The following is a 23,787-nucleotide window of genomic DNA, read 5'->3' on the forward strand; positions in this document are numbered from 1 at the left end:
CGTAATTAAATCCAAAAAGGAATATTTCTTCTGAATCGAGCAAACAGAACAAATGAGATGCAGGATAAAATAATAGTTATTAAAAGACAGGTATTCCATGTCACCCAATTCGGAGCTTGCCCTAGCAAAGGCATTCTAATTAAATCAATAAAATAATTTAATGGATTGAATACGATAATGGCGGAGTTTGGAAGTAAGTTTGCATTCCAAGAAATAGGAGTAATAAAAAACATTACTTGAATCAAGCTATTAATAATAGGAGGAATATCCCGATATTTTGTACCTAATATAGATAAGATTAAACCTGCAGAAATTAAATTTAAAATAATTAGAAATAAACCTGGAATCACATACAGGATCGCCCAATTGACGGGTATTTGAAAATAAAGTGCAACAACACAATAGACTAAGGCATTATGAAAAAATATGATGACATGACGCCAAGTTAACCTTAATACATATAAAATGTAGGGTAACTTGATTTCATTAATCAGCAGAGATGCCTCAACAAAGGTATTACAACTTTCCGCGAGTCCTGCTGAAATTAAAACCCATACTAGATATCCGGTTGTAAAAAAAGGAACATACTCTGCTATTGATTGATGAAACAGCTGACTGTATACCACAGAAAAAGCGACAATAATAACCAGCATACTGGCGGTGATCCAAAATGGACCTAATACTGACCCCCGATAACGGATTTTTATGTCATTCCAGCCTAAATAGGTCCATAGCTTCCACTTTTTTAAGGCATCGAATAAGTCAATAACAGCAAGCTTAAATTGGCTGTTTCTTATTTCATGAGTGGGAATATTAATATCAATGGTTTCAGTTAATTCTTTCATACACCTTACACCTGGGTTGCTTGTTCCATCACTTCTATAAGAACTTGGCAGGTTTTATCAATCTCTGATTTTAATAGACTTGGATGAACTAAAAACATCAAACTGGTTTCACCTAACTTGGATGCTACAGGGAGCCTATTATGCGGACGCCACCCTGTATTATCAAATGCTTTTTCTAAATAAACTTCGGAACAGGAGCCTTGATAACAGGGAACCCCGCGTTCATTAATCTCTTTTAAAATGCGGTTACGATCCCAGCCTACAGCTAATTGGCTTTCTTCTATAAACACATAACATTTGTAAGCTGCATGTACAATTTCATCAGGAATCCGGGGAACTCTTAGACCTTTTAAAGTGGAAGCTACTTCTTGGATTTGTTTTAAATTTCCCAGGCGTTGTTGATGCCAGGTGGGCATTTTTTTAAGTTGTAAGCGCCCGATCACCGCTTGAATTTCAATCATTCGTCCATTTATACCAAAGCTTCGATGAACCCAACGAAAACCAGGCTCAATAGGTTCCTTGTATATGGCATCCCAAGATTTTCCGTGATCTTTATAAGACCACATGGAAGACCATAGTTGTTCATCATTGGTTGTGACCATGCCCCCCTCGCCTCCAGTAGTCATAATTTTATCTTGGCAAAATGACCAGGCTCCGATGTGGCCTATTGAACCAACCGCACGACCTTTATATCGAGCTCCATGAGCTTGGGCACAATCTTCAATGACATATAAATTTAATTCTTCTGCTAACTCAAGAATCGGGTCCATATCACAAGGCCAACCCGCAAGATGAACGCAGATTATTGCTTTAGTCTTTGGAGTTACTACCGCACGAATGGTCTCAACGGTAATATTTTGACTGTTTTCATCGACATCGGCAAATACCGGAGTGCCTCCGCAAGTCACTATAGAGGAAGCCGAGGCGAGAAAGGTTCGAGAAGTCACAATGACTTCGTCACCTTCACCTATTCCTATTGCTTTTAAGGCTACATCAAGTGCGATAGTTCCATTTGCCAGTGCAACAGCATATTTAGTACCTGCCCAGGCTGCAAATTCTTTTTCAAATTCTCTGCATTCGTTGCCAGTCCAATAATTTACCTTATTTGATAGAAGCACTTGATGTATTCGTTCTGCCTCTTCTTCAGAGTAACTAGGCCAGGGTGAAAATGCTGTATTTAACATATTTTATCCTATGAATTTTTTTTATAAATTTTTGCGGGTACGCCAAATGCGGTACAATAGTCTGGTAGATCTTGAACAACCACCGAGCCTGCTCCAACCATCACTTCTGAGCCAATTTTAATACCTTGGCGGACACAAGAGCCGATACCAATCCAACTTAAATTACCCACACTCACATTTCCAGCTAAACTGACGCCTGGCGAAATATGCACTGCCTGCCCCAAGGTACAGTCATGTTCAATAATTGCACCTGTGTTAATAATCGTGCCCGCCCCAATGGTGCAATCAGGGTTTAATACGGCTCTGGCAAAAACTACGGATCCTTCGGCTATCTTGGCAGAAGGACTTATTATTGCTGAAGGATGAATGATGCTGACTAATGGGATTCCTTCATTTAAAAAATGGGTTATTTTTTCCATGCGAATGGAATTATTCCCAATTGCAACAATGAGTCCATCAAATTCAGAAGCTTGTGATAGAAAGGATTGGGTATTTCCATTAACTACCCATGCCCCTACGCGATCGGTGCTCGGCCATCGGTCATCAAAAAAAACAATATTCTGCCAACCTGCACAGAGTGCTGCATCAGCAACAACTTTAGCATGTCCACCAGCACCAAGAACAGCAAGAGATTTCATGGGTTATTACCTGTAAATTTTTCGTTGGTGACACTCCCTTGACCTGTAATTCCTTCTCGCATCAATACTTTTTTAATGGTTAACATTAAAATTTTAATATCCAAATAAAAAGACTGATGATCAACATACCATAAGTCTAATGCAAACTTCCCTTCCCAATTCAGGGCATTTCTGCCATTAACTTGAGCTAAGCCAGTAATCCCAGGTTTGACATCATGGCGCCTTTTTTGCTCGCTATTATAAAGGGAGAGGTATTCGATTAATAGAGGTCTAGGACCTACAAAGCTCATTTCGCCTTTAAAAACATTCCATAATTGGGGTAATTCATCCAAACTGCACGCTCTTAAAACATGGCCAAGGCGAGTGACGCGATCTTTGTCGGGTAATAATTCACCTTGTTTATTAAATGAATCCTTCATTGTTCTGAATTTGATCAGACGGAAGGTTTTTCCATGTAATCCTGGACGATTCTGATAAAAAAAGATTGGTGAGCCTAAATGATAACGGATTAATAATGCAACAATAACCAATATCGGCATGAACATTATTAATAATGCACCTGATAAGATAATATCAAAAATACGCTTAAGCACAATAATCTCTCCAGTAGTCCCATTACTTAGAAGGTCAATAGATCATAAATTTTTGAACTAGTTCTTACAAGGCTTAAGGAGTAAAAGATTTTTTGTTGAAATTCAGTCGGAGATCTTATAGTTGGCCTGAAGGGATTTGTTTGACAAAAGAAAAGGTGCCCGCTAAAGTAGCGCTTTTTTAAAGTCTAATTAGTCAATAATGCAAGCACTCAATATAAGTAAAATAAAAAAAGTAATGTTTTTGATCACTCAAGCCATGATATTGAACCTTGTTGTCATTAAAGGGGCCTATGCTTATTTTGATTATGGAACCGGAAGTCTATTGATTCAGTCACTTATTGCATTTTTTGGTATGGTTGCAATGTTTTTTCATCGAATTAAAGAATTGGTTTTATCGTTTTTTCGCAAATTATTCTCAAAAAAACAACCAGCCCCTAAAAAGGAAATTGAAAACCCTTAATTTTTGGATGTAAATCAATGGAAATGCCACAAACAGCCACACAGCTTCCTTCTTCATTTCGAGATCCCAGTGGTTTTGTGTTATTTAATAACGAATTAAAAAAAATCCAGCGAATTATTTTTCCTGCCTATTTTCGACAATACTCACACTTAATGGAAAGTGGTTTATATGCTGAGCTTTGTGAAAGTAATAAGCTCATCAGCCATCAACTCGTAGAAAACTCAGAACAGCGGATTATTATTAATCCTCAAGAAATACCGTTTATTACGTATTCTTATGAGTGGCCATTTCATTTATTAAAAGATGCTGCTTTGTTAACTTTGGATATTGCAAAACGTGCTTTAGCGTATGACATGTGCTTAAAGGATGCTTCCATTTTTAACATTCAATTATTGAATGGAAAACCTATTTTTATTGATACGTTGTCTTTTGAGTTTTATAAAGAAAATCAACCTTGGGGAGCATATGGCCAATTCTGTCGTCATTTCTTAGGCCCCTTACTCTTAATGAAATATAAATCGCTTAATTTTTCTAAGGCATTAAGCAGTTACATCGATGGATTTCCTTTGGATTTGGTGAGTGGCATGCTTCCTATAAGTACTCATTTCTCACCATTTATTAAATTAAATGTTCATTTGCATGCTAAAAATCTTAAGCGCTTTAATAATACCTCCGCAGCATCGGAACCAGTTAGATCCTTGAGCAAATCCAGGCTAATGGGTTTGTTAAACTACATGGAGCGCTTTATTAAGTCTCTAACTTATTTAGAAAAAAAGACTGAATGGAGCAATTATTATCAAATCACTAATTATTCTGAAGATGCATTTAAAGAAAAAAATGAAATTATATCTCAATGGATATCACTTATTGAGGCGAAAACAATCTGGGATGTAGGAGGAAATAATGGTCATTTTTCAAGGTTGATTGCTGAAGGAAAGGATTTAGTTATTAGTACCGATATTGATCCTATCGCTGTAGATCAAAATTATTTAATCAATAGGGCAACGGATGTCGCTTCTATAATTCCTTTAGTGATTGATATTACTAATCCCACTCCGAGTATTGGCTTTGATAATCAAGAGCGAGATTCTTTTTCCAGTCGCATCATCAATAAAAAGATTAATTGCATTATGGCATTGGCATTGATTCATCATTTATGCATATCGAATAATTGTACGTTCTCAATGGTGTTAAATTATTTCAAGAAAATGTCTAATTATTTAATTATTGAATTTATTGCTCCTGAGGATTCCTGGGTGAAGCAGTTATTGGCTCGGAAAAGAGGCTTTGAACATTTATTTGCATTTTATAATCAACACGCTTTTGAAGAAGAATGTGCGAAACATTTTGATATTTTAAATAAAGTTCAGATCAAAAATTCGTACAGAACGCTGTATCTACTCAAACCAGTGAACTCCTAAGATCATGAGTAATTTTTTGAAAAAAACCTCGAACTTATATGCATTAATGTTCCTTGTGCTTCTGTACCCTTTGTTGTTCTATGCATCAAATAATTTTAATAGTTTTTCTCTATTTGAGATATTTATCTCATTTTTAATTTTATTATGTGTAAATGGAAGTGGACTATTATTCTCAAAGTTTTTTTTAACAAAGGTCTTAAGAATTAATGAGTCCCTGAGCCTGAAAATTACCTATGGTATCTTACTGGTATTGTTCTTAATAATGATGAGACATTCTGTCTTTAATAATCCAGAATTACCTTATTTGGTTTATTTGCAAAATAATTCGGTTTATTCAAAATGGTTGCTTTTTACTTTTTTTGGCGCAGCATTTTTCTGCCTGGGCTTTTTTCTATTCGAAAAGCAAAGCAAAATGTTTGTTTTGATTTTTTTAGTGCTTAATCTTTTTAATTTGGGGAAAACCATTACTCCGAAATTAAATTTCGATGCTCCTCAAATACCAAATAAACATCAGCCACAAATTGTCTTAAAAAATAAAAAAAACGTATATTTTATCCTCGCAGACAGCTTAACTAATATTAATGGCTTAAATCGGTTGGGCATACAAAATGATCATCATCAATTTCTTAATGAATTAGAACAAAAGGGGTTTGTTAATTACCCGGATTTTTATACTTCCTTACAAGCAACGCAATATGCGTTATTTACTTATTTTAACTTAAGTTATAAATACCAGGATTTAAATGCGTATCAAGTGGATCCTATTTTACGATTAAGACACATATTAAATGAGGGAAAACTGTACGATATTTTTAGAGATAATGGTTATAAGATAAATATCATGCATGAACTGGATGTATTTTTATTAGATAATTGTTCAGCAGATCTTTGCTATTTTAACGTGACCAATAAATTAAGACCTTCTCTTAACAGCATAAAAGAAAAAGTCTTATCCATTCTTAGTTTCTTATCTCCCGTAAACGTGAGTGTTTTATTCAAAGAAGAAAAAAAGGTTTTATTTTTTGATCCAAACGAACTTGCCCATAATGATAGGAATGCGTTTATTACTGAAACCCTCCAAAAATTAAAGAAATTGAATTTAGACCATCCTAATTTTACTTATATCCATGCATTTACTTTCCCTGCTCATTCAGACACCAATTCCAAGACAATTAATCACTGTAATGAAGCAGAGGAAATACAAAAATACAGCCAACGAATAAATTCTACGTCGCAATTTGTAGTGTCAATGGTGGATACGATTCGAGCAAGGGATAAAAATTCGATCATTATTATTGCCGGCGATCATGGTCCGTATATTTTTAAACATTGTACTCGGGAAGGGATCCGAAATCCTGAAGAGGTTATCGAACGACAAGGGGCTTTTTTATCGATTCTGTGGGGTGACGAATACGATGGAAAATACAACAGCCGCATAAAATCGTCGCATAATCTGTTTCGTTATGTTTTATCTTATCTCGCTGAAAATGAAGCATTACTCAATAACATGGATAAGGACCATGCGTTTACTTTATATAGTAATCAACAAATTGGTCAGACCATTACCGATGGTAGGATTAATAAAAAAATAGTTCTAGTGGCAAACCAAGATAAAGCTGCATAACCAAAAAGGAATTATTCCCCTCTAAAGTATATCCGTTTTGAATGGCGGATTTAGCTGTACCTTAGAACAATTTAATACGTTCCATCGAGCCTCTTTTAACTGTAAAATCGAATCATTACTTTAAAAGGAAATTGGTTCACTCATGGAAAACAGTAAAAAGATCTTAGTCACTGGGGGTAGCGGGTTTATTGGTTCGGCGCTCATCAGACACCTCATCCATCATACGGAACACTTCGTCACGAATATTGATGCCTTGACCTATGCTGCGAATCCCGCCTCTCTTTATTCAGTAAAGAATCACCCTCGTTACCGATTTGAACAAGAAAATATATGTGATGAAGTCGCAATAAGTCGAGTTTTAACTCAATTTAAACCAGACATCATCCTGCATTTAGCTGCTGAATCGCATGTGGATCGGTCTATAAAAACTCCAATTCAGTTTATCCAAACCAATATAGTGGGTACTTATAATTTACTGGAACAAGCCAGGCAATATTGGGACACTTTGACGGCAGATAAAAAAAATAGTTTTCGTTTTCATCATGTTTCTACGGATGAAGTTTATGGGGATTTGCCTCATCCCGAGGATCAAAACGATCCCAATATAGAGTTACCTTTATTTCACGAGAATTCAAAATATGCACCCAGTTCCCCTTACTCTGCTAGTAAAGCGAGTTCTGATCATCTGGTTCGTGCCTGGCATAAAACTTATGGTTTACCTGTTCTGGTTACGAATTGTTCGAATAACTACGGTCCGTTTCAGCATCCAGAAAAACTAATCCCCCAAACTATTCAAAATGCGCTTATGGGGAAACCTATCCCTGTCTATGGAAAAGGAACTCAAATACGAGATTGGTTGTATGTTGAGGATCATGTTAAAGCGTTATTAGAAGTGGCCCTGCATGGGATAGTAGGAGAGACTTACAATATTGGTGGATATAATGAATTGCAAAATATTCAGGTTGTACATGCTATTTGCGATACGTTAGAAGAATTGAAAGCATCTAATAATTCTCGATTAAAAGATCTGATAATCTTTACAGGAGATAGGCCTGGTCACGACAAGCGCTATGCAATTGACGCAACCAAGATAAGCAGACAATTGAACTGGAAACCCCAAGAATCATTCGAAACAGGGATAAGAAAAACCGTACAATGGTATCTGGAACACTTAAAACTTAATTGCTTATAGCATTGCTAAGATGTTCAACAATCATTTCCTGTTGTGCGGATGTTAAGCCAACCCACAAGGGTAATCTAAGTATTCTTTCTGAAAGTGACTCAGTCAGAGCTAAACTACCATGGCTTGTACCGAAACGCTGACCTGCTTCTGAGGAATGCAATGGCACATAATGAGAGGTCGCAAAGATACCTTTTTCTTTGAGTTTGCTGAGAATAACATGGCGATTTATTTCTGGAGCGAGCAGCACATAGTAGATATGAGCATTGTGATTACAGTGAGCGGGTACTATGGGACGACGAAGAACCCCTTTAGTTTCTAAAGATTCAAGAAGTTGGTGATAATAGTTCCAGATCAATAAACGTTGTTGGGTAATGTTTTCGGCATCTTCAAGTTGAGCCCAAAGAAATGCAGCAATCATGTCACTTGGTAGAAAAGATGAGCCCACATCTTGCCAAGTGTATTTATCCACTTCTCCCCGGAGAAATCTACTGCGATTAGTTCCTTTTTCTCGGATTATTTCTGCTCGCATCACCATATCAGGGTTATTTACTAAAAGTGCACCGCCTTCTCCAGAGATGATATTTTTAGTCTCATGAAAACTATAGGCACCCAGATCACCAATACCTCCTAAAGTATTACCTTTGTAGCTTGCCATGACTCCTTGAGCAGCATCCTCGACTACCCTCAAATCATGCCGCTTCGCTATATCCATAATCGCATCCATTTCACAGGCAACCCCAGCATAATGTACAGGGACTATAGCTTTAGTTTTTGATGTAATGGCAGCTTCAATGAGTTGCTCATTAAGGTTCAGGGTATCCTCACGTATATCAACAAAAACGGGTTTACCCCCTTGAAGCACAAATGCATTGGCAGTAGATACAAAAGTATACGAGGGCATAATGATTTCATCCCCCGGATTTATATCCAGTAATATAGCAGCCATCTCTAAGGCTGCGGTACAGGAGTGGGTTAACAGCGCTTTCTGGCTCTTTGTTTGCTCTTGAAGCCAGGCATGGCAACGTTTGGTAAATCGGCCGTCGCCAGAAAGTTGATTATTAAGATGAGAGTCTGCAATATAATGCAGCTCTTTACCTGTTTTGTAGGGTCGATTAAATAATATAATGTCCATGTTACCTCTGTAGCTGAATATGCGGTCCAAAAATTTCACTTTGCAGAAAATACTAAATCGCCAACAAGTAATTTGCACTGCTTAATAATTTTCTAAACAACTGTTCCTATTTTGTTTTTAATACATCGTTGTTGTCTTAACTTAATGCCCCCGTACGAGGATGATTTAATTTCTTCTAATTTCCCAGAAAAATGTTCATTACAATAAATTGAAAGAATTTTTAAGTAACTATTAGGAGCTAATATGGCAATCCCATCTTTTTGGAATAGCTCTCCTATGAGGCCATTACCTTCTTTTTGTTTTGCATAAGCCAGAGTGAATGGTGCTAAGGTTGAAGTACCTAAACCGTAATGTTTATATAACATTGCGGATGGAGGTACTCCTATGACTGGATAAATTAATTCGTATGGGAAAGCTGCTCCCCATACTATCATGGGGCCATCAGGGAAGTGCACATAAGCCGCACGAGTTTTTGCTGCAACTATTTGTTGCAATTTAGCTTCCGAGAAAACCTTACTCGTATTAAAAAGAGCGGCAAAAAGCAATAATGCGATACTTAAATAATTTCGCCATTGAGGCACAGTTCCATTCAGAAAAGGCACAATTAAAAGCAATGAAACTACAGGTACATATACATGTAAAACCCCGGGACGACCTAAAAGACCAAGAGTAAATATTGCTGCGACACAGAGTCCCCAACTAACAGCTATTTTCCAGCTCGGATGCAATAATCCCAATAATAACGCCGTTATTAGAGTGATTAACAGTGGACGACTCCACAATGCTTTTACACCGAGCCATGCCTTATCCAAGGCTCTTTCTTGACGAGGTAAGGGACCTAATTGTTTCAGCATAATTTTAAGTGTTTTAGGATTTGCAATATGTGGATCAACAAAAAACCAGTTGCTGATTAAATCAATATCATTATTAGTATAACCATGCTGTGCTAATATCTCTTTATGTTGTTTCAAGTATGTACCTGCACCATAATCTGTAAAAGAGGCACGTGCTGGATTAAGGGTATTATAAGCGTTCCAATCCTCACTTTGATAGGCTTGATAATTTATAGTAGCAGAAACAAGAATTGCTAACGCTAGAATAAAGAAAGCAATTTTGACCGTTCGAAGAAATAATATTCGCCAGGGTAAAATAGGTAAGGAGATAATTAGAACTAACCAAAATTCTTGACTACGAATTAGATAGCTGAAATACGCAAGTAAACAACCTCCCACTAACACTAGTAAATTTCTTTGTTTTGCATAAAGACACCAGCAAATAATAGCACTAATTTGGAGTAAGCCCGCATTAATAGTAAATTGTGGCCAAAGAATAGCAGGGACGACTATCAACAATAGAATTGAAAAAGCGACTCCATACCCGGCCAACTGAGATAGCCCGTAAAATATGATTACTCCAACAATTGTAAGGACGCATAAAGTCATAATAGAGTACCCTAATACTCCATTAATCGAGGGAGTAATTCCCACCAAATATCCCCACAATACATTTGAGAAAAGAATATTTGGGGAAGCTAATTTAGCTATACCATAACCATGAGCGATCATCGACATTCCGACGTCATCATTAGTTCTCCAATGGAGCTCAAAAAAATGACAGATGAGGAACATGAGGGATACTAATAAAATGAAAGAGTAAAAAAGTAATGTGGCTCTAGATGTTTGAGGTTTCCTAACTATAGTCGAAAGTATATGTTGCACAATTTCATCCTTTTTAGTATTACTTTTAATTAAGATACAGACTCAAAATCTTGAGGCCTCACATTTTGTATAATGTGCGTGCGGAAAAACAAAATATCGAAACATAAGAAACAATGCACAAGCAACTACAAAAATAGCTATTGCTTGGATTGCTTGATGCGGAAAGTTAAATTTATCTACAAGAACGAACAACATGATAAAGTTAATCCCATACCCTATAAAATGGGCGATCCCATATCTTAGTAGGGCGAGATGTGTTCCTTGATAGGAAAATGAATATTTGAAATGGTTAAAGTAACCTATCAACGCGCCAATTGGATAAAAAAGAGTAATCGCTACTTTGGGTTCAAGCCAAAAAAAAGTGACGAGCAAGTAAATAATGTAACCAATAAAATTATTAATCACTCCCACTACACTGTAACGAATGAATTGAAATAGGCCCGGAAATTTTTGTATTAATTCATTCATTATTAGTCTGCACATTGTAAAAGGAGTTGTTGTCGATCTACTTTTCCATTTGGATTCTTAGGTAATTCTTTTCTTACAATAATGCGACTTGGGATCATATAGGTTGGCAATACTTCACCTAAATTTCCTAAAAGGGTTTGTTCATCGACCTCGTCAGAACTAGCCACAAAACCGATAAGTTTTCCATAGGCTACATTGGTTCGATGATAAACAACTGCTGCTTGATTTATTTGCGTAAATTTTACCAAAGCATGTTCTATTTCTTCTAATTCAATACGATACCCCATGTGTTTTACCTGGTTGTCTTTTCGTCCAACAAAATGTAATTCTTCATCTATTTCTTGAACTAGATCTCCAGTCCGATACATACGTTTCATAAAACGTTTTGGTTCCGTAAGAGTTATAAACGATTTTGCACTGCGTTCTAATTCGTTAAAATAACCTGCCGCAACATTCGGCCCTAGAAGACAGAGCTCACCCTCGGGAGCTTCTTGGTCATGTTCATCAAGAATAAGATAATCAAAATTAGGGTTGAGTTTCCCTAAGGGCGGAAGCCCACTTAGCTGTTGGAAATCATCATCATTTAACTCATAAGCGCTACAAATACATGTACATTCAGTAGGTCCATAAACATTAGTCAATGTTGCTTGTTTGGAAAACAACTCATAAAGTTTTTTTAGTTCCGCCTTGGGATAACCTTCACCACCAAAAATAATATGGCGTAACTTTGAGAGTACTTTGATTTCCATTGCTTTCAGGGTGACTAAATAGATTAATAAGGAGGGTACTGAAAACCAAATAGTACATTGCATCTTGCCTACATGAGCGACAAGTTCATAGGGTTTAGTCAACAACTCGCGCGGTACAGGACTCAATGAGGCTCCAGAAAATAATCCTACATAAAAATCAAAGACCGAATTATCAAAGTACAAAGGGCTCAAATGAGCAAAATTGTCCTGTTTTTTTATTTTAAAATACTGATTACCCCAAGAGATAAAATGCAGTACATTTTGATGGGTTACCGCAACGCCCTTGGGCGTTCCTGTAGAGCCTGAAGTGAACATGACATAGGCAATCGTAGAGCCATCTATTTGTTGCATTAACTGCGTTTGCCGTTTCCGATCACCTGCTGTGATCGACGGAAAGGTATCCGGTGTAAGTTCAATCGCTTGGATTTTACTTGCATTGGCTAAATCGTGGATTTGTTTGCTGTACGCTGGATCATCATAAAATAAAAATACCGCTTGGCTCACTTGCATAATGGGTAAATTGCGGGCCAAGGGGGCGGCGACATCCATATTGACATAGGCGATACCTAACCGAATGGACGCAATCATGAGGGCATAGGTCAAAAATTGTTTACTACTTCCAATTGCAATCACATCACCAGGCTTCATTCCTTTGGCAAGTAAAAAAGCACCTAATCGTTGGGACCAATCCATCAATTCTTCATAGGTACGGGATTGTTCAGGATAACGAAGAGCAGGTTGGATTGCATTTTCTAATGCAACATCATCGAATAGTAAACCTAAGTTATGGAAATATTTATTCATATGTTCTCTTCAAAAGTTTTGTAGAATATTATTGAGCATTGTTCAATTTTTACTACCTTATTTATTGATAGTGAAAAAAAGATAAGGATCATTCATTGCCTTAAAACCTACTGACTTACAGAGCATCATGGAACCGGAATTATTAGTGAAACAATCCCACCATGGAGTTAATCCTATTTCAAGGCAGTGATGAATAAAACAAAGAACAGCCTTATTCGCTAGTCCCAAATTTCTATAATTAGGTAGGGTCAGCACATCAATCTCTGTACAGTGATTCGCTTCGGCTGCGGCATAACAGATGGAGGCTAATTTTCCGTCATATAAAACCACAATAGCATTAGACTTCTGGATAAAATCAGACTCATTTCGCCAAAATCTTGAAACTAAATGAAAGTGGCTCTCGATTAGATCAATATTTGTTTGATTCACTCCTGAGAAATTTATTTTTCCTGATTGTTTCAAGAGGGTTGGCGTATCCATTTGATATTCAGAGTCAAGCACGAAGCGTTGCCTATAGGATCTCAGCGGCTCATATTGAGGTTTTAGTATAAATTCGGGAGCATAAGCAGCATACAGACGAACTTTATCGGAATGAAAATTTTTATCGAGGAGTAAATAGTCTTCTAGTTCGAGCTCAAAGCGAGAGTCCATATTGCCGAATATTTGTGCAAATCCAAAGGCATGTTCCACATAAATTTGGGAGGGGGTGTTTTGATCATTAATATAGACAACCCCATCTTGCTCATCGAGTAGTACCGCTGCGATTAATGGGAAAAAAAATGGGCAACTTAAATAGAGCCGATATATTTGTTCATACCCTTTTTTTTCTAATCGTATCATTTTAAATGGTCAATCCGCCGTTAACATCCAGTACCACACCATTCATAAAATCATTGATGATCAGGGAAGCTACTGCAAGAGCTACATTATTTGCCTCGCCAAGTCTCCGAAGGGGTGTATTGGTTTGAATGTGTTTGATTATGGATTCATTAAGTGCATGCCGAGTGGAATCAGTGTCTATAAAGCCTGGTGCTACTGCATTACACCGAATACCCAACCTCCCAAGTTCTTTAGATAAAGTGACTGTCATTGCATTAACTCCCGCTTTTGCTGCAGAGTAAGCAATTTGTCCTTCATTACCGCGGGCACTAATTGAACTAATGTTTACGATGGCCCCTTTAATTCTTTTCATTACCATGTGCTCGACCACGGCTGCGGTCATTATGAATACAGAATCCATGTTCTTAGTAATACATTGGCGAAAGCTTTCATAATCATGCATGATATCGGGAGCATTCATGATGTTCACTAGAGGTTTGCTAAAGATGACCCCCGCATTATTCACTAAAATGTCAATGCGGCCGTGGCAAGTGATGATCTCCTGGATAACATTTTTTACTTCATTGGGCTGGGTCACATCAAGAACATAACCTTCCAAACCTTGGGGTAAGTCATCCAGAGCTCGAGCATCCAAATCTACGATTAGAACCTTGGTACCCTGCTCATATAAATAAGTAGCAATTGCCAAGCCTAGTCCTTTCGCGCCCCCAGTAACCAGGGCAATCGCACCTCTAAGCTCCAAGATCAACTCCTTTATTTGCGAGAACGTCAATGATTTGTCCAACTGAATCCATTCGAATAATATCAGGTATTTCTAACGCAATATTGAACTCTCGCTCGAGCGATATTACTAAGTCCATCTGTTTAAGGGAGTCCCAACTTCCCAAATTCGCTTTAGTCAATTCAACTTTTATTTCATCCGTTCGTAAACCAAACACATTCGCTAAAACCGAAACTAAACGCTGATTCATGTTTTTAAACTCCAAAAAATTTCACATATTCTTGTGATGAGTAGCGGAGTTCCTCACCAGAACGTGCTAAATGAACACTTGAGGGTTTTGTATTTTTGGTTATTAAAGCCCCAGCACCAATAATGCAGTACTCATCAACTACTACTTCATTAACAATTGTTGCGTTCACTCCGATGAATGTGTTGCGCTTCACTTGGGCTTGTCCAGAAACCACCGCGCCGGACGCAACCCAGCAATGCTCATCTATGCTGGAATGATGCGCCAAAGTTACATTAGCCCAGATCATAGTATTCGCACCTACAGTGACATGGGGTTCAATAACTGCTGAAGGTAAAACAACACAACCTTCACCAAGAGGTTGTCGGGTATAAACTTTAGCATCAGGATGAATATATGACTCAATTAGATAACCCATTGCTTTAAGGCGATGAAACATTGACTCACGACTCCGATTAATGTCGTGATATCCCATAGCCATAATTATCGAATGATCATGGGGGTTATAATCAGAAACCAGATTCGATAAAGGAATAGAGGGAGCACCAGGAGCCCCATTTGTGTCAATGAAGTCATCATCGACTGTAAGCCCTACTACTTTATAACGTGGGTCTTGTGCTAGATAATCAAGCAGAATATTGGCTGTAATTGCATTGCCCGCTAAAATAATTTTTTTCATTGAAGATCCTCCAGTACCGCCAGGCCAAACCCGGTTCTTCCATAATCATTGCCATTATAAAGCATATAGAGTTGATCTTGATGTTCAAAAATATAGGGGTAACAAATCATTTCGCTATCCCAGCCTTCAGAGGATACATCAATACCTGCCAAGTTATCATTACGATCCCAGTTTAATCCGTCAGAAGATGAAGCAAAGCCGATCCGATAAGTCGCAATCTCTTTTGTGGCGCGATGAGCAAACCACATGTAGTAGATTCCCTCGTTATAATAGACGCTCGGACGACCAAAAGCATACTCATATTCATCTGCAAATGGAATACACATTCCAGGGTCGCAAACCCAATCGATACCATTGTGTGATTGCGCGTGATGGATACCATAATGATGGTGCCAACCATGCTCCAGTTTCTCCCATTTTATGCCTGAGTTATACCAGGTATGCCAAATATCATCTTTGATATGGAATGCAGTTGCTGCTGCAAAAAGTGGGTTATTTTTATCTCGGCCTAGAACAGGTCCTAGGAATTCTTTCTCTAAGGTGAGATTTTCACCATTTAGAATTGCTCTGCCTGTATCACAGATCCATAACTCTTCCGGAAGATTTTGCCATCCTACATAATATAAATAATGTTGATTCTTATTAGTTACAAAACAAACACTGATTACCCCGTCGCAGTCAAAGTAACCAGGAGCTCCAGGAGTGAGTGCCAATTTAGGAGTCCCGATAAGTGACATATGTCCCTCAAACACAGTGGCATAAGATAAGAAAATATGTGAACGGCTTTTTGAATCACGGCATGTAAATGCAACGATAAAAATGTCATCTTGGTAATGGATTGCACAAGGATGTGAGCCATAACTAAAACCAGGAATATTCGGTTCGAACACTAATCCTCGTTTTTTCCAATTAAAAGGTATTGCATGTTTGAGGCGATCCTTCATTTTATCTCCAAAATCAATTACAACTCACAACCCGTTTTTAGCAATCGCTCTAAGTATTCAACTCTGCTCATACCAAGTTTTTCTGCCACTGCATACACCTTATCTCTCAAAGCGGGATCCACTCCTTCAAGCTGTCCAAGATAACGTGAACGGATGCTTCCGCCTCGTTTACCCCTATGAGGGATATCAATATTAATGGGGAGTGCTGTATCTGCCACCGTAAATTCTATGACATAAAAACAATGACTAAGTTCCCAGGATAACTTTGCCGCTCTAGCATTGGCGGGAATGAGAGACAACGGAGCTTCATAAGCGTACAGTGGGTTATTTTTAATAAGCATCTTCCCAAGCTCAGTTTCCTTAAGCCAGGGAGCTATTCCTTCATCACAGATGAGCACTTGTCCACCCGGTTTAACAACGCGATCCATTTCCGATATACCTTTCTGAATATCAGAGAATAAATTAAGTCCCCCAAAGTGATAAGCAGCATCAAAAAAATTATCTTCAAAGGGGAGATTTGTCGCATCACTTGCTGAGAAAAATACCTCTACACCAAATTCTGTAAGACTAGAGCTGTATTTTTCTATGCCTGCTATGAGCATTTGTTTGGATATATCTTGCGCATAAATAGTCCCTTTTCCACGTAAATTTTGGGCAAGAAAGGGGAGATCATTACCCGAACCAGCTCCTGTCACCAGAATGGTCTGACCTGGGGATAAATTTAAACGGGAAACTAAATTTTTTCTTAAAGTGGATTCATCGGTTCCAAAAGTTTGAAAAACCCATTGGAACGAATTGTCATGAATGGTCACTGCATCTTCTTGGGCGTAATCATTAGCATTATCTGCTTCACACGCAAAAATAGGAGCATTTGTGTTTTGAATAAAGGGGAAGAAATGTCCATTAGGACAATGCAACCCATCATTTTGACTGGACAAAATCGCACGTTCACATTTCAATTCAGGACAGCAATAACGGAAATCGTTTTTCATTTATTACCTCTTTTGACATACTACCCAAAATACGCGTTCAGTAATCCCATAATAATCATTATCAGCAGAGCCGAAAGAAAAATTTTTAAAGAGAGGCGAGAAATAGTCCTCAATGTCTTCTTTACTGGAAAAAGCTTGTAATCGATATCCATTACGATTGTTGTAGGGGTCTTTAGCGATAGTTAAAGTTCCATCTTTTAGTTCTTGTGCATTCTCAAAGATATAGGATGATTTATTAGCAACAGAGGCAATTAAATACCCATCTTTCTTTAATACCCTTGAGTATTCATTAAGATTATCGAGCAAGGTTTCATTTTCATCACAGTAATAACAACAGTGGCATGCTAAAATATAATCAAATTCAGCTTCGGCAAAAGGGATAATGGAGTTTCTGCCCACTCGCAAATCGGGGTTATATCCCATTTTTGTCAGTCTTTGCTGTGTTTGATCTACAATCCCTTGGGTTATTTCAATGCCACTCACATCCAATCCGAGATCACAAAGGAGAGTGGTGTTTCTTCCATCACCAAAACCAACGTCTAGAATTTTATTACCTGGTACTGGTTTTGAAAAGTTCAATCCTGGGTAATTCGCAAGCATTGTTCGTACAACAAACTCAGTTGGATAGACTTTCAAACTGCTTCTGCTCGCATAATGCCGTTCATATTTGGTATTAATATCCTCAATTACTTTTTCCATAAATATTCCTAATAATTACATAAGGGCGTTGTTTGGTCTCAGAAAATATCTTTGCCAAATAAATTCCTATTATTCCTATAAACGAAATGATCATACCACCCAATAACCAAATTGAAACCATTATGGACGTCCAACCATTTAGGGGAGTTGCCAGCAAAAATCGTTGAATAATTAGGAGTGTTGCATAACCAATAGCACCTAAAAAAACAAAAATTCCGCACAGGAAAATCATATGCAGCGGGGTGGCACTAAAAGAGGTAACTGCATTGATCATATGATTAATTTTTTTAAAAAAATTGTAAGTAGTGGTACTCTTTGTATGTTTTTTTACCGTGTAAGCACATTGCTTGAATCCAGTGATCACCCATAAACAGGAAATAACGGACTCGATTTCTTTATGACGTAACAAAGAGTCCACATATCGTCTGGTCATTAAGCGAGCGGTGGTTATATTTTTAGGATGATCAATATTTATTAACCAATTTAGGAATACATAATAAATTTCCCCACTCCACCGTTCAAACCAATTGCCTTTACGAGACTCCTGCACTCCATATACTACATCAGATTGTTCCTTTTCCATGTGTTCAGAAAAAGCGATTAGCCACTCAGGTTCTTCTTCTAAATCACTGTCAATCAAAAATATATAGTCACCCCGGGAGTATTCGAGTCCGGCTCTCATTGCTTTGTGATGGCCAAAATTACGTGAAAGGTCGACTACCACAACATGCTTGTCATGTTCAGTGAGGTGCACTGTGTGTTCAAGACTTTTATCAGGTGAGCCGTCGTTTACAAAAATAATTTCATAATCATCATTCGCGAATTTCTGCGCGATTAGCGTTATTCTTTGATAAAATTCTTGAATAAAAGCCTCAGATTTATAAAGGGTAGTTACAATTGAAAGTTTCATGTATTTAAATACTTCATGTAAGTTGATGAATTGTTCCCACAATTAAATAACAGGTCAAGAATCGAAACTTGGTGGATAAATTCTCCCCACAATTGAGGATATTCCTCATAACCAGTGTAGTCAAACCAAGTAAGTTTAATGTCGTGGGCAGTAAACACATCTTCTTCGATGTAATCCATAGCGGCGGGTCCTGAAATATACTCCGCAGCTTCAGCTTGGAGACATAAATTAGCTAATCGCTCTGTTTTTCCCTCTACTAAAATATAATCCCATGAATTTTTAATCGCCGTCTTTATCCCTAGATAATGACATATGGTTTTTATAAATTGGTGGTTTAATACGGAAAGATGCGTATAGGAGTTGTTTAGGTAAAGTGGCTCAAGCCAAGCAGCAATTTCGTCAAAATAAGGTGCGCGTCGATAATTTTGTGTTAATGTTTTCCAATGATTTTGCGCCCAATCCTCACCATCAATTTCAGTTTCCCGGATACTCTGAAAATATTTGCCTTTAACTTTCACCGGAACAGTTAACCACTGGAGCCCTTGGGATGTTTTAATTTGATTACGATTACGCCAATCACGTCGAGTAAATTGCATATCATCAAAAAGAATGAGCTCATCGACCGCAGCGATCATGTCAAAATAACCTTTCCAAGGAATATAATTAGATTGCAGAATGGCAATTTTTTTTGACAATCGTGCTTTCGTTTTTAAGTCTAGGTCATCCATAATATCAAGCTCAAAATAATGAAGTAAAAAAATCCGCATGAGCAAAACCAAAAATTAATTACAAAAAATCAACCATATAGATTTATTTTTGCATCATCTCATCTATTCTAAGGGTTTCTTAACAAAGAGAAGAGATATTCTCCATAACTATTTTTTGATAAAGCAAAAGCAGCTTTGGAGATTTCTTGATCATTTAACCAACCGTTCCTCCAGGCAATTTCTTCAAGACATGCAACTTTAAATCCTTGTCTTTTTTCAATTGTTTCTACAAATGAGGCTGCCTCCAGAAGACTATCATGGGTACCGGTATCAAGCCAGGCAAAACCACGTCCCAGTAGTTCAACATTTAGCATACCGCGTTCAAGGTAAGCTTGATTAATGCTGGTAATTTCTAATTCACCCCGAAGTGAAGGGCGTACATCATGAGCAACTTGGACCACATTATTATCATAAAAATACAATCCCGTTACAGCAAAATGTGATTTAGGAAATTCTGGTTTTTCTTCTATGGATAGTACTTTAAGGTCTTTATCAAACTCTACAACTCCAAAGCGGGTCGGATCATTAACCTGATATCCAAATACTGTTGCACCCATCGTTTGTGAGGCTACTTCTTTGAGTTTTGTAGTAAATCCTTGGCCCCAAAAAATATTGTCGCCTAAAATGAGGCAAACTCCATTATCGCCAATAAAATCCTCACCTATTATAAAAGCCTGAGCAATACCCTCGGGTTTGGGCTGAACCTCGTATTGCAAACGGATGCCAAAATCAGTTCCATCGCCTAAGAGATTCATATAATTTTGTAGGTCCTGGGGAGTAGAAATGATGAGAATTTCCCTGATCCCCGCAAGCATGAGGACAGATAAAGGATAATAAATCAAAGGTTTATCATAAACAGGCAACAAATGCTTGGATACACTTTTAGTTAAAGGGTATAAACGTGTTCCACTCCCGCCAGCTAAAACGATTCCTTTCATTTTCTTTCTACATCCTGTAATTGAAATTCAGTTGATTAGGCATTCGATATAGGATTAGCGATACCTGAGAAATATCTTGGATAAATATACAGATTCCAAATAATAACAAAAATGAATAATTTTGTTAAATACGGAATCAGTGCATTTTGTTGTTGTAATTTAACACGAGCCTATTTTATAGGCAATTGTCAACAAGCCCTACGCAGTTGTATTAAGTTTATGAACCCAAGGAAAAATAGTTTTTTCTTTGATATGAATCCATTATATGATACACAGGCAAGTGGGTAAGAGGAGACATTGTTAGGAGAACAAATGCAAAAAAATGTAAATATAGATTATTATTTGATCATCATTTTGGGACTATTTTTTTGCGCATTAATCATTTTTATCAGTTATTTTGTAGGACCTCTTAGTGATGAGAGTCTCCCAATTGCAACCTCACTTCGTTTTATTAAAGGCCAGCGTCCTTTCATTGATGATTACTCTGCATTTATTCCATTTGGATTATTATTATATCCTTTAATAAAGTTAAGTTTATGGTTACATAATGGAAATAATGAACTTATTTTATTTTTAAGACATAGTTACATAGTGTTTGTATTTCTCTTGAGTGCTTACACCTTTTTCCTAATAAGAAAAAAATTATCGCTTATTTTGTCATTTTTTATTTTTTTTGGGGTCAGTATTTTTCATCCTTTTGGTATCAATAATTTTCACTACGATACTTTGGCGACGTTACTATGGTCTAATATTCTTTTTCAATTTTTTAGTTTTCAATTTATAGAGCCAATAAGAAAAATCCATTTCATCATTTTTTCATTATTTAATCTCATCTTATGTTTAGCTTATCCAACGTTTCTTTTTTTCCTCATTCCCTTTTATCTTATTTTCTCCTTGTTTAGTCAGCACTCAAAGAAAATCTTCCTTTTTCATATGTTGATTGCTAGTTTTGCTGGTATATGTATAGCTTTTATTCTTTTTTATTACTTTAAGGTTTCAACCCAAGATCTTCATAATTTTTTAGATTTTCTACATCGTCTAAGCTTATCGTCTAATCAATCTTTATTTGACAAATGTATCGAGTTAGCTCATAGAATAATTTCTAAATATTCGTCTGTCCTCTTCGTTGCTTTAGGAAGTTTATTTATTGCGTATATTGGTAGAAGGCATTGGTATATATTATTAACGGGTTTCATCACCATCCTAGTTCTTCCTTTATTTAAGATAAATATTCAACATGCTATTCATACGGATATATTTTGGGTTTTAAATTACACTGGGTTTTTGAGTTTCCCTATTTTTCTTATTTTTCTAAGAACAGATGTAGATTCTAGGGCATTATTTTATTTTATTGGCCTCCCTTCTTTAGCAGCTGGGATTTTAACGAGTGTAACCGCACACATGCTGGATATGAATTGGATTATAGGTTTTTTTCCGGCATCGTTATTAACCTATATATTTACTTTTTTTATTTTTCAGAAATATCTAAGGTCCGAAAGCTTTTTACACTACTTCGCAACCAGAGCTGTTTTAATTTTTGGGCTAATAGAGCTTGCTTTCTTTCAATGGAATTTTATTTATGGGGCCAATTATACTGGTATCGCGCTCTATAAAAATTCGATAAAAGTTGATGTTGATGGCCCTTTTAGTGGTCTGCATGTAACTCCCACGTGTTATACAATTGTTACTGAATTACAAAAGGATCTGCAAATATTGGACGTTCCCTATATTAAAGGATTCGCTTATTTTGGATTATTTTCTGCGGGTTATTTATTTCTCACCCAGCTTAAGCCAGGAGAATACGTTTTATACTCGGCACCTGGGCAAAATCATTTTGGGGAAAAAATCAGGACTCCTAATTATGTATTTGATTTTTCCAAACTATGGCGATTTCCTCATGAGATTCGGGACGATTATTTAAAAGGGGTTCAATACCGGCAGATTGCAAGCAGGCAATTTTATGATATTTATGCTTCAGAACCTGTAAAAACTTTAGAACTTAATGATAAATCATTTTCCCGAGGTATAAAATTTTCGATTTAATAAATTGATATAAATTCGATCAACCCACTTTGCTGGACAAGTCGTTTAAATTTTGACTTCCGGTACAAAACATAGCCACTTTTAATTCGTATTCAATTGATTGCATGCACAGACTGACGTGTTCGGTGGATTCCAATGCGGCTTCCAATAGGGGCCTTGCATAACCAACAGTGGTGGCACCAAGTGCAAACAACTTGGCGGCATTTAAGCCGTTCATTACGCCGCCTGATCCCCAAATTTCGAACGAAGGTTTCAATGCTGCAGCGTGTTTAATCGAGGTTACGGTATCAATCCCCCAATTACGAAACGTAATTGCTGCCTGTTGGCGAATGGGGTCATGGATTGCTCTATGTCCTTCAATTCGTCCCCAGTGAGTCCCTCCCAAACCTCCCACATCAATTGCGGCAATTCCAATATCGTTTAAACGAGTCATAGTGGCCTTAGAAAATCCACAACCTGTTTCTTTCACGATAACGGGTAAAGGAAGTTTTTTAACTAAATCAGCTAAAGCCTGCCAACCTCCTTTATAGGTTGTTGTCCCTTCAGGTTGCATGCACTCTTGTAAGGGGTTGCAATGAATAATTAATCCATTTGCTTGTAAAGCATCTGTTAAACGTTGAATATCACTGAGGGGGGTGGTGATTAATTGAGCGATCCCTAGATTGCTGTACAAGTGGACTTCAGGAAAATCACGGCGTAAATCGTGCCATTCAAAAGCTGCTTTGGGATCCGTGAGCTCTCGTCTTTGTGAGCCTACTCCCATAGCCCAGCCATTCAACGAACAGGCTTCAACAAGGTTATGATTTATGTGCTTTGCGTGGCGATGCCCTGCAGTCATGGAGCTAATGAGAAAGGGTTTTTCTACTACTTGGCCAAATCGAAAACTTTTAATACTGATTTCATCGAAATTTAGGTCAGGAAGAGCATCATGGATTAGATTAATGCTTTCAAAAGTACTGAGTTCCGCGGTTTGATTTTCAGGCATTAAGGCTAATTTGATGTGATCTTGTTTACGTTGCTCAAACTCTTCATAATTATTCGTCATGGATTTATGCCTGTTTTGTTATCTGTAGTAAATACACCAAAAAAATGGGAGTCTCCGCAATGTACCTCTTTATGCCTGTCTTTTCCACTTATTTACTTTGTGAAGATTCTATTATGTGAAATAATTATACTATTTTTATGTCT

The 23,787-nt window shown here is 37.2% G+C and carries 24 protein-coding genes; 5 read left to right on the forward strand and 19 right to left on the reverse strand.

Annotated features, from left to right (window positions below; all coding sequences use genetic code 11):
• Positions 1–5 precede the first annotated feature (5 nt).
• The 4 genes from ACWTE2_RS08240 to ACWTE2_RS08255 are packed head-to-tail and all read right to left on the reverse strand — an operon-like array spanning position 6 to position 3,260.
• Positions 6–845: an ABC transporter permease gene (locus ACWTE2_RS08240; protein WP_454784954.1), complete on the reverse strand. Its 840-nt coding sequence runs from the start codon at positions 843–845 to the stop codon at positions 6–8.
• Between the two features lie 5 nt (positions 846–850).
• On the reverse strand, positions 851–2,029 hold the full coding sequence (locus ACWTE2_RS08245; protein ID WP_182392279.1) for a DegT/DnrJ/EryC1/StrS family aminotransferase: 1,179 nt from the start codon (positions 2,027–2,029) through the stop codon (positions 851–853).
• Between the two features lie 8 nt (positions 2,030–2,037).
• Positions 2,038–2,667 carry an acetyltransferase gene (locus ACWTE2_RS08250; RefSeq protein WP_454784955.1) on the reverse strand — a complete coding sequence of 210 codons (630 nt, stop codon included), beginning with the start codon at positions 2,665–2,667 and terminating at the stop codon, positions 2,038–2,040.
• Positions 2,664–3,260: a sugar transferase gene (locus ACWTE2_RS08255; RefSeq protein ID WP_454784956.1), complete on the reverse strand. Its 597-nt coding sequence runs from the start codon at positions 3,258–3,260 to the stop codon at positions 2,664–2,666. Before ACWTE2_RS08255 ends, ACWTE2_RS08250 begins: the two co-directional genes overlap by 4 nt.
• Positions 3,261–3,459: 199 nt before the next feature.
• Between ACWTE2_RS08255 and ACWTE2_RS08260 the strand changes: the two genes are divergently transcribed.
• The 4 genes from ACWTE2_RS08260 (at position 3,460) to rfbB (ending at position 7,957) form a co-directional block, all read left to right on the forward strand.
• On the forward strand, positions 3,460–3,720 hold the full coding sequence (locus ACWTE2_RS08260; RefSeq protein ID WP_182392281.1) for a hypothetical protein: 261 nt from the start codon (positions 3,460–3,462) through the stop codon (positions 3,718–3,720).
• A gap of 17 nt (positions 3,721–3,737) precedes the next feature.
• Complete coding sequence (locus ACWTE2_RS08265) at positions 3,738–5,141, forward strand: class I SAM-dependent methyltransferase (protein ID WP_454784957.1); 1,404 nt, start codon at positions 3,738–3,740, stop codon at positions 5,139–5,141.
• A 262-nt stretch (positions 5,142–5,403) separates the two neighbouring features.
• Positions 5,404–6,765 (forward strand): sulfatase-like hydrolase/transferase, encoded by a 1,362-nt coding sequence (locus tag ACWTE2_RS08270; RefSeq protein ID WP_454784958.1) that lies wholly within the window; start codon positions 5,404–5,406, stop codon positions 6,763–6,765.
• A gap of 142 nt (positions 6,766–6,907) precedes the next feature.
• A complete protein-coding gene (gene rfbB / locus ACWTE2_RS08275) occupies positions 6,908–7,957 on the forward strand; it encodes a dTDP-glucose 4,6-dehydratase (protein ID WP_454784959.1) in 1,050 nt (349 codons plus the stop codon).
• On the opposite strand, the gene rffA is transcribed toward rfbB, so the two are convergent.
• From rffA to rfbA, 14 genes are all read right to left on the reverse strand, one after another.
• Positions 7,944–9,080, reverse strand: coding sequence for a dTDP-4-amino-4,6-dideoxygalactose transaminase (rffA, locus tag ACWTE2_RS08280; RefSeq protein ID WP_454784960.1), 1,137 nt, complete (start codon positions 9,078–9,080; stop codon positions 7,944–7,946). The two genes, rfbB and rffA, sit on opposite strands and share 14 nt — an antisense overlap.
• Positions 9,081–9,172: 92 nt before the next feature.
• Complete coding sequence (locus ACWTE2_RS08285; protein ID WP_454784961.1) at positions 9,173–10,798, reverse strand: hypothetical protein; 1,626 nt, start codon at positions 10,796–10,798, stop codon at positions 9,173–9,175.
• A 42-nt stretch (positions 10,799–10,840) separates the two neighbouring features.
• Positions 10,841–11,266 carry a GtrA family protein gene (locus ACWTE2_RS08290; RefSeq protein WP_454784962.1) on the reverse strand — a complete coding sequence of 142 codons (426 nt, stop codon included), beginning with the start codon at positions 11,264–11,266 and terminating at the stop codon, positions 10,841–10,843.
• A gap of 2 nt (positions 11,267–11,268) precedes the next feature.
• Positions 11,269–12,819: an amino acid adenylation domain-containing protein gene (locus ACWTE2_RS08295; RefSeq protein WP_454784963.1), complete on the reverse strand. Its 1,551-nt coding sequence runs from the start codon at positions 12,817–12,819 to the stop codon at positions 11,269–11,271.
• Between the two features lie 57 nt (positions 12,820–12,876).
• Positions 12,877–13,659, reverse strand: a complete 783-nt coding sequence (locus ACWTE2_RS08300) for a GNAT family N-acetyltransferase (RefSeq protein ID WP_454784964.1) — start codon at positions 13,657–13,659, stop codon at positions 12,877–12,879.
• 1 nt (position 13,660) lies between these two features.
• Positions 13,661–14,401 (reverse strand): SDR family NAD(P)-dependent oxidoreductase, encoded by a 741-nt coding sequence (locus ACWTE2_RS08305; RefSeq protein WP_454784965.1) that lies wholly within the window; start codon positions 14,399–14,401, stop codon positions 13,661–13,663.
• Complete coding sequence (locus tag ACWTE2_RS08310; RefSeq protein WP_454784966.1) at positions 14,391–14,630, reverse strand: acyl carrier protein; 240 nt, start codon at positions 14,628–14,630, stop codon at positions 14,391–14,393. Before ACWTE2_RS08310 ends, ACWTE2_RS08305 begins: the two co-directional genes overlap by 11 nt.
• Positions 14,631–14,634: 4 nt before the next feature.
• The gene (locus tag ACWTE2_RS08315; protein WP_454784967.1) at positions 14,635–15,306 is read right to left on the reverse strand and encodes an acetyltransferase; all 672 of its coding nucleotides are present in this window, start codon (positions 15,304–15,306) and stop codon (positions 14,635–14,637) included.
• Complete coding sequence (locus ACWTE2_RS08320) at positions 15,303–16,250, reverse strand: glycoside hydrolase family protein (protein WP_182392294.1); 948 nt, start codon at positions 16,248–16,250, stop codon at positions 15,303–15,305. The genes ACWTE2_RS08315 and ACWTE2_RS08320 overlap by 4 nt, the downstream gene beginning before the upstream one ends.
• A gap of 17 nt (positions 16,251–16,267) precedes the next feature.
• Complete coding sequence (locus ACWTE2_RS08325; RefSeq protein ID WP_454784968.1) at positions 16,268–17,242, reverse strand: class I SAM-dependent methyltransferase; 975 nt, start codon at positions 17,240–17,242, stop codon at positions 16,268–16,270.
• A 3-nt stretch (positions 17,243–17,245) separates the two neighbouring features.
• Positions 17,246–17,941: a class I SAM-dependent methyltransferase gene (locus ACWTE2_RS08330; RefSeq protein ID WP_454784969.1), complete on the reverse strand. Its 696-nt coding sequence runs from the start codon at positions 17,939–17,941 to the stop codon at positions 17,246–17,248.
• Positions 17,925–18,851, reverse strand: coding sequence for a glycosyltransferase family 2 protein (locus ACWTE2_RS08335; protein ID WP_454784970.1), 927 nt, complete (start codon positions 18,849–18,851; stop codon positions 17,925–17,927). The genes ACWTE2_RS08330 and ACWTE2_RS08335 overlap by 17 nt, the downstream gene beginning before the upstream one ends.
• Entirely contained in the window at positions 18,848–19,618 is a 771-nt protein-coding gene (locus ACWTE2_RS08340) for a WbqC family protein (RefSeq protein ID WP_454784971.1), read from the reverse strand. Before ACWTE2_RS08340 ends, ACWTE2_RS08335 begins: the two co-directional genes overlap by 4 nt.
• Before the next feature lie 68 nt (positions 19,619–19,686).
• Positions 19,687–20,556, reverse strand: coding sequence for a glucose-1-phosphate thymidylyltransferase RfbA (gene rfbA, locus ACWTE2_RS08345; protein WP_182392298.1), 870 nt, complete (start codon positions 20,554–20,556; stop codon positions 19,687–19,689).
• A 312-nt stretch (positions 20,557–20,868) separates the two neighbouring features.
• Between rfbA and ACWTE2_RS08350 the strand changes: the two genes are divergently transcribed.
• Complete coding sequence (locus ACWTE2_RS08350; RefSeq protein WP_454784972.1) at positions 20,869–22,599, forward strand: hypothetical protein; 1,731 nt, start codon at positions 20,869–20,871, stop codon at positions 22,597–22,599.
• Between the two features lie 19 nt (positions 22,600–22,618).
• On the opposite strand, the gene fni is transcribed toward ACWTE2_RS08350, so the two are convergent.
• The gene (gene fni, locus ACWTE2_RS08355) at positions 22,619–23,644 is read right to left on the reverse strand and encodes a type 2 isopentenyl-diphosphate Delta-isomerase (protein ID WP_182392300.1); all 1,026 of its coding nucleotides are present in this window, start codon (positions 23,642–23,644) and stop codon (positions 22,619–22,621) included.
• Positions 23,645–23,787 lie beyond the last annotated feature (143 nt).

It is taken from the genome of Legionella nigrisilvae, assembly GCF_977063395.2.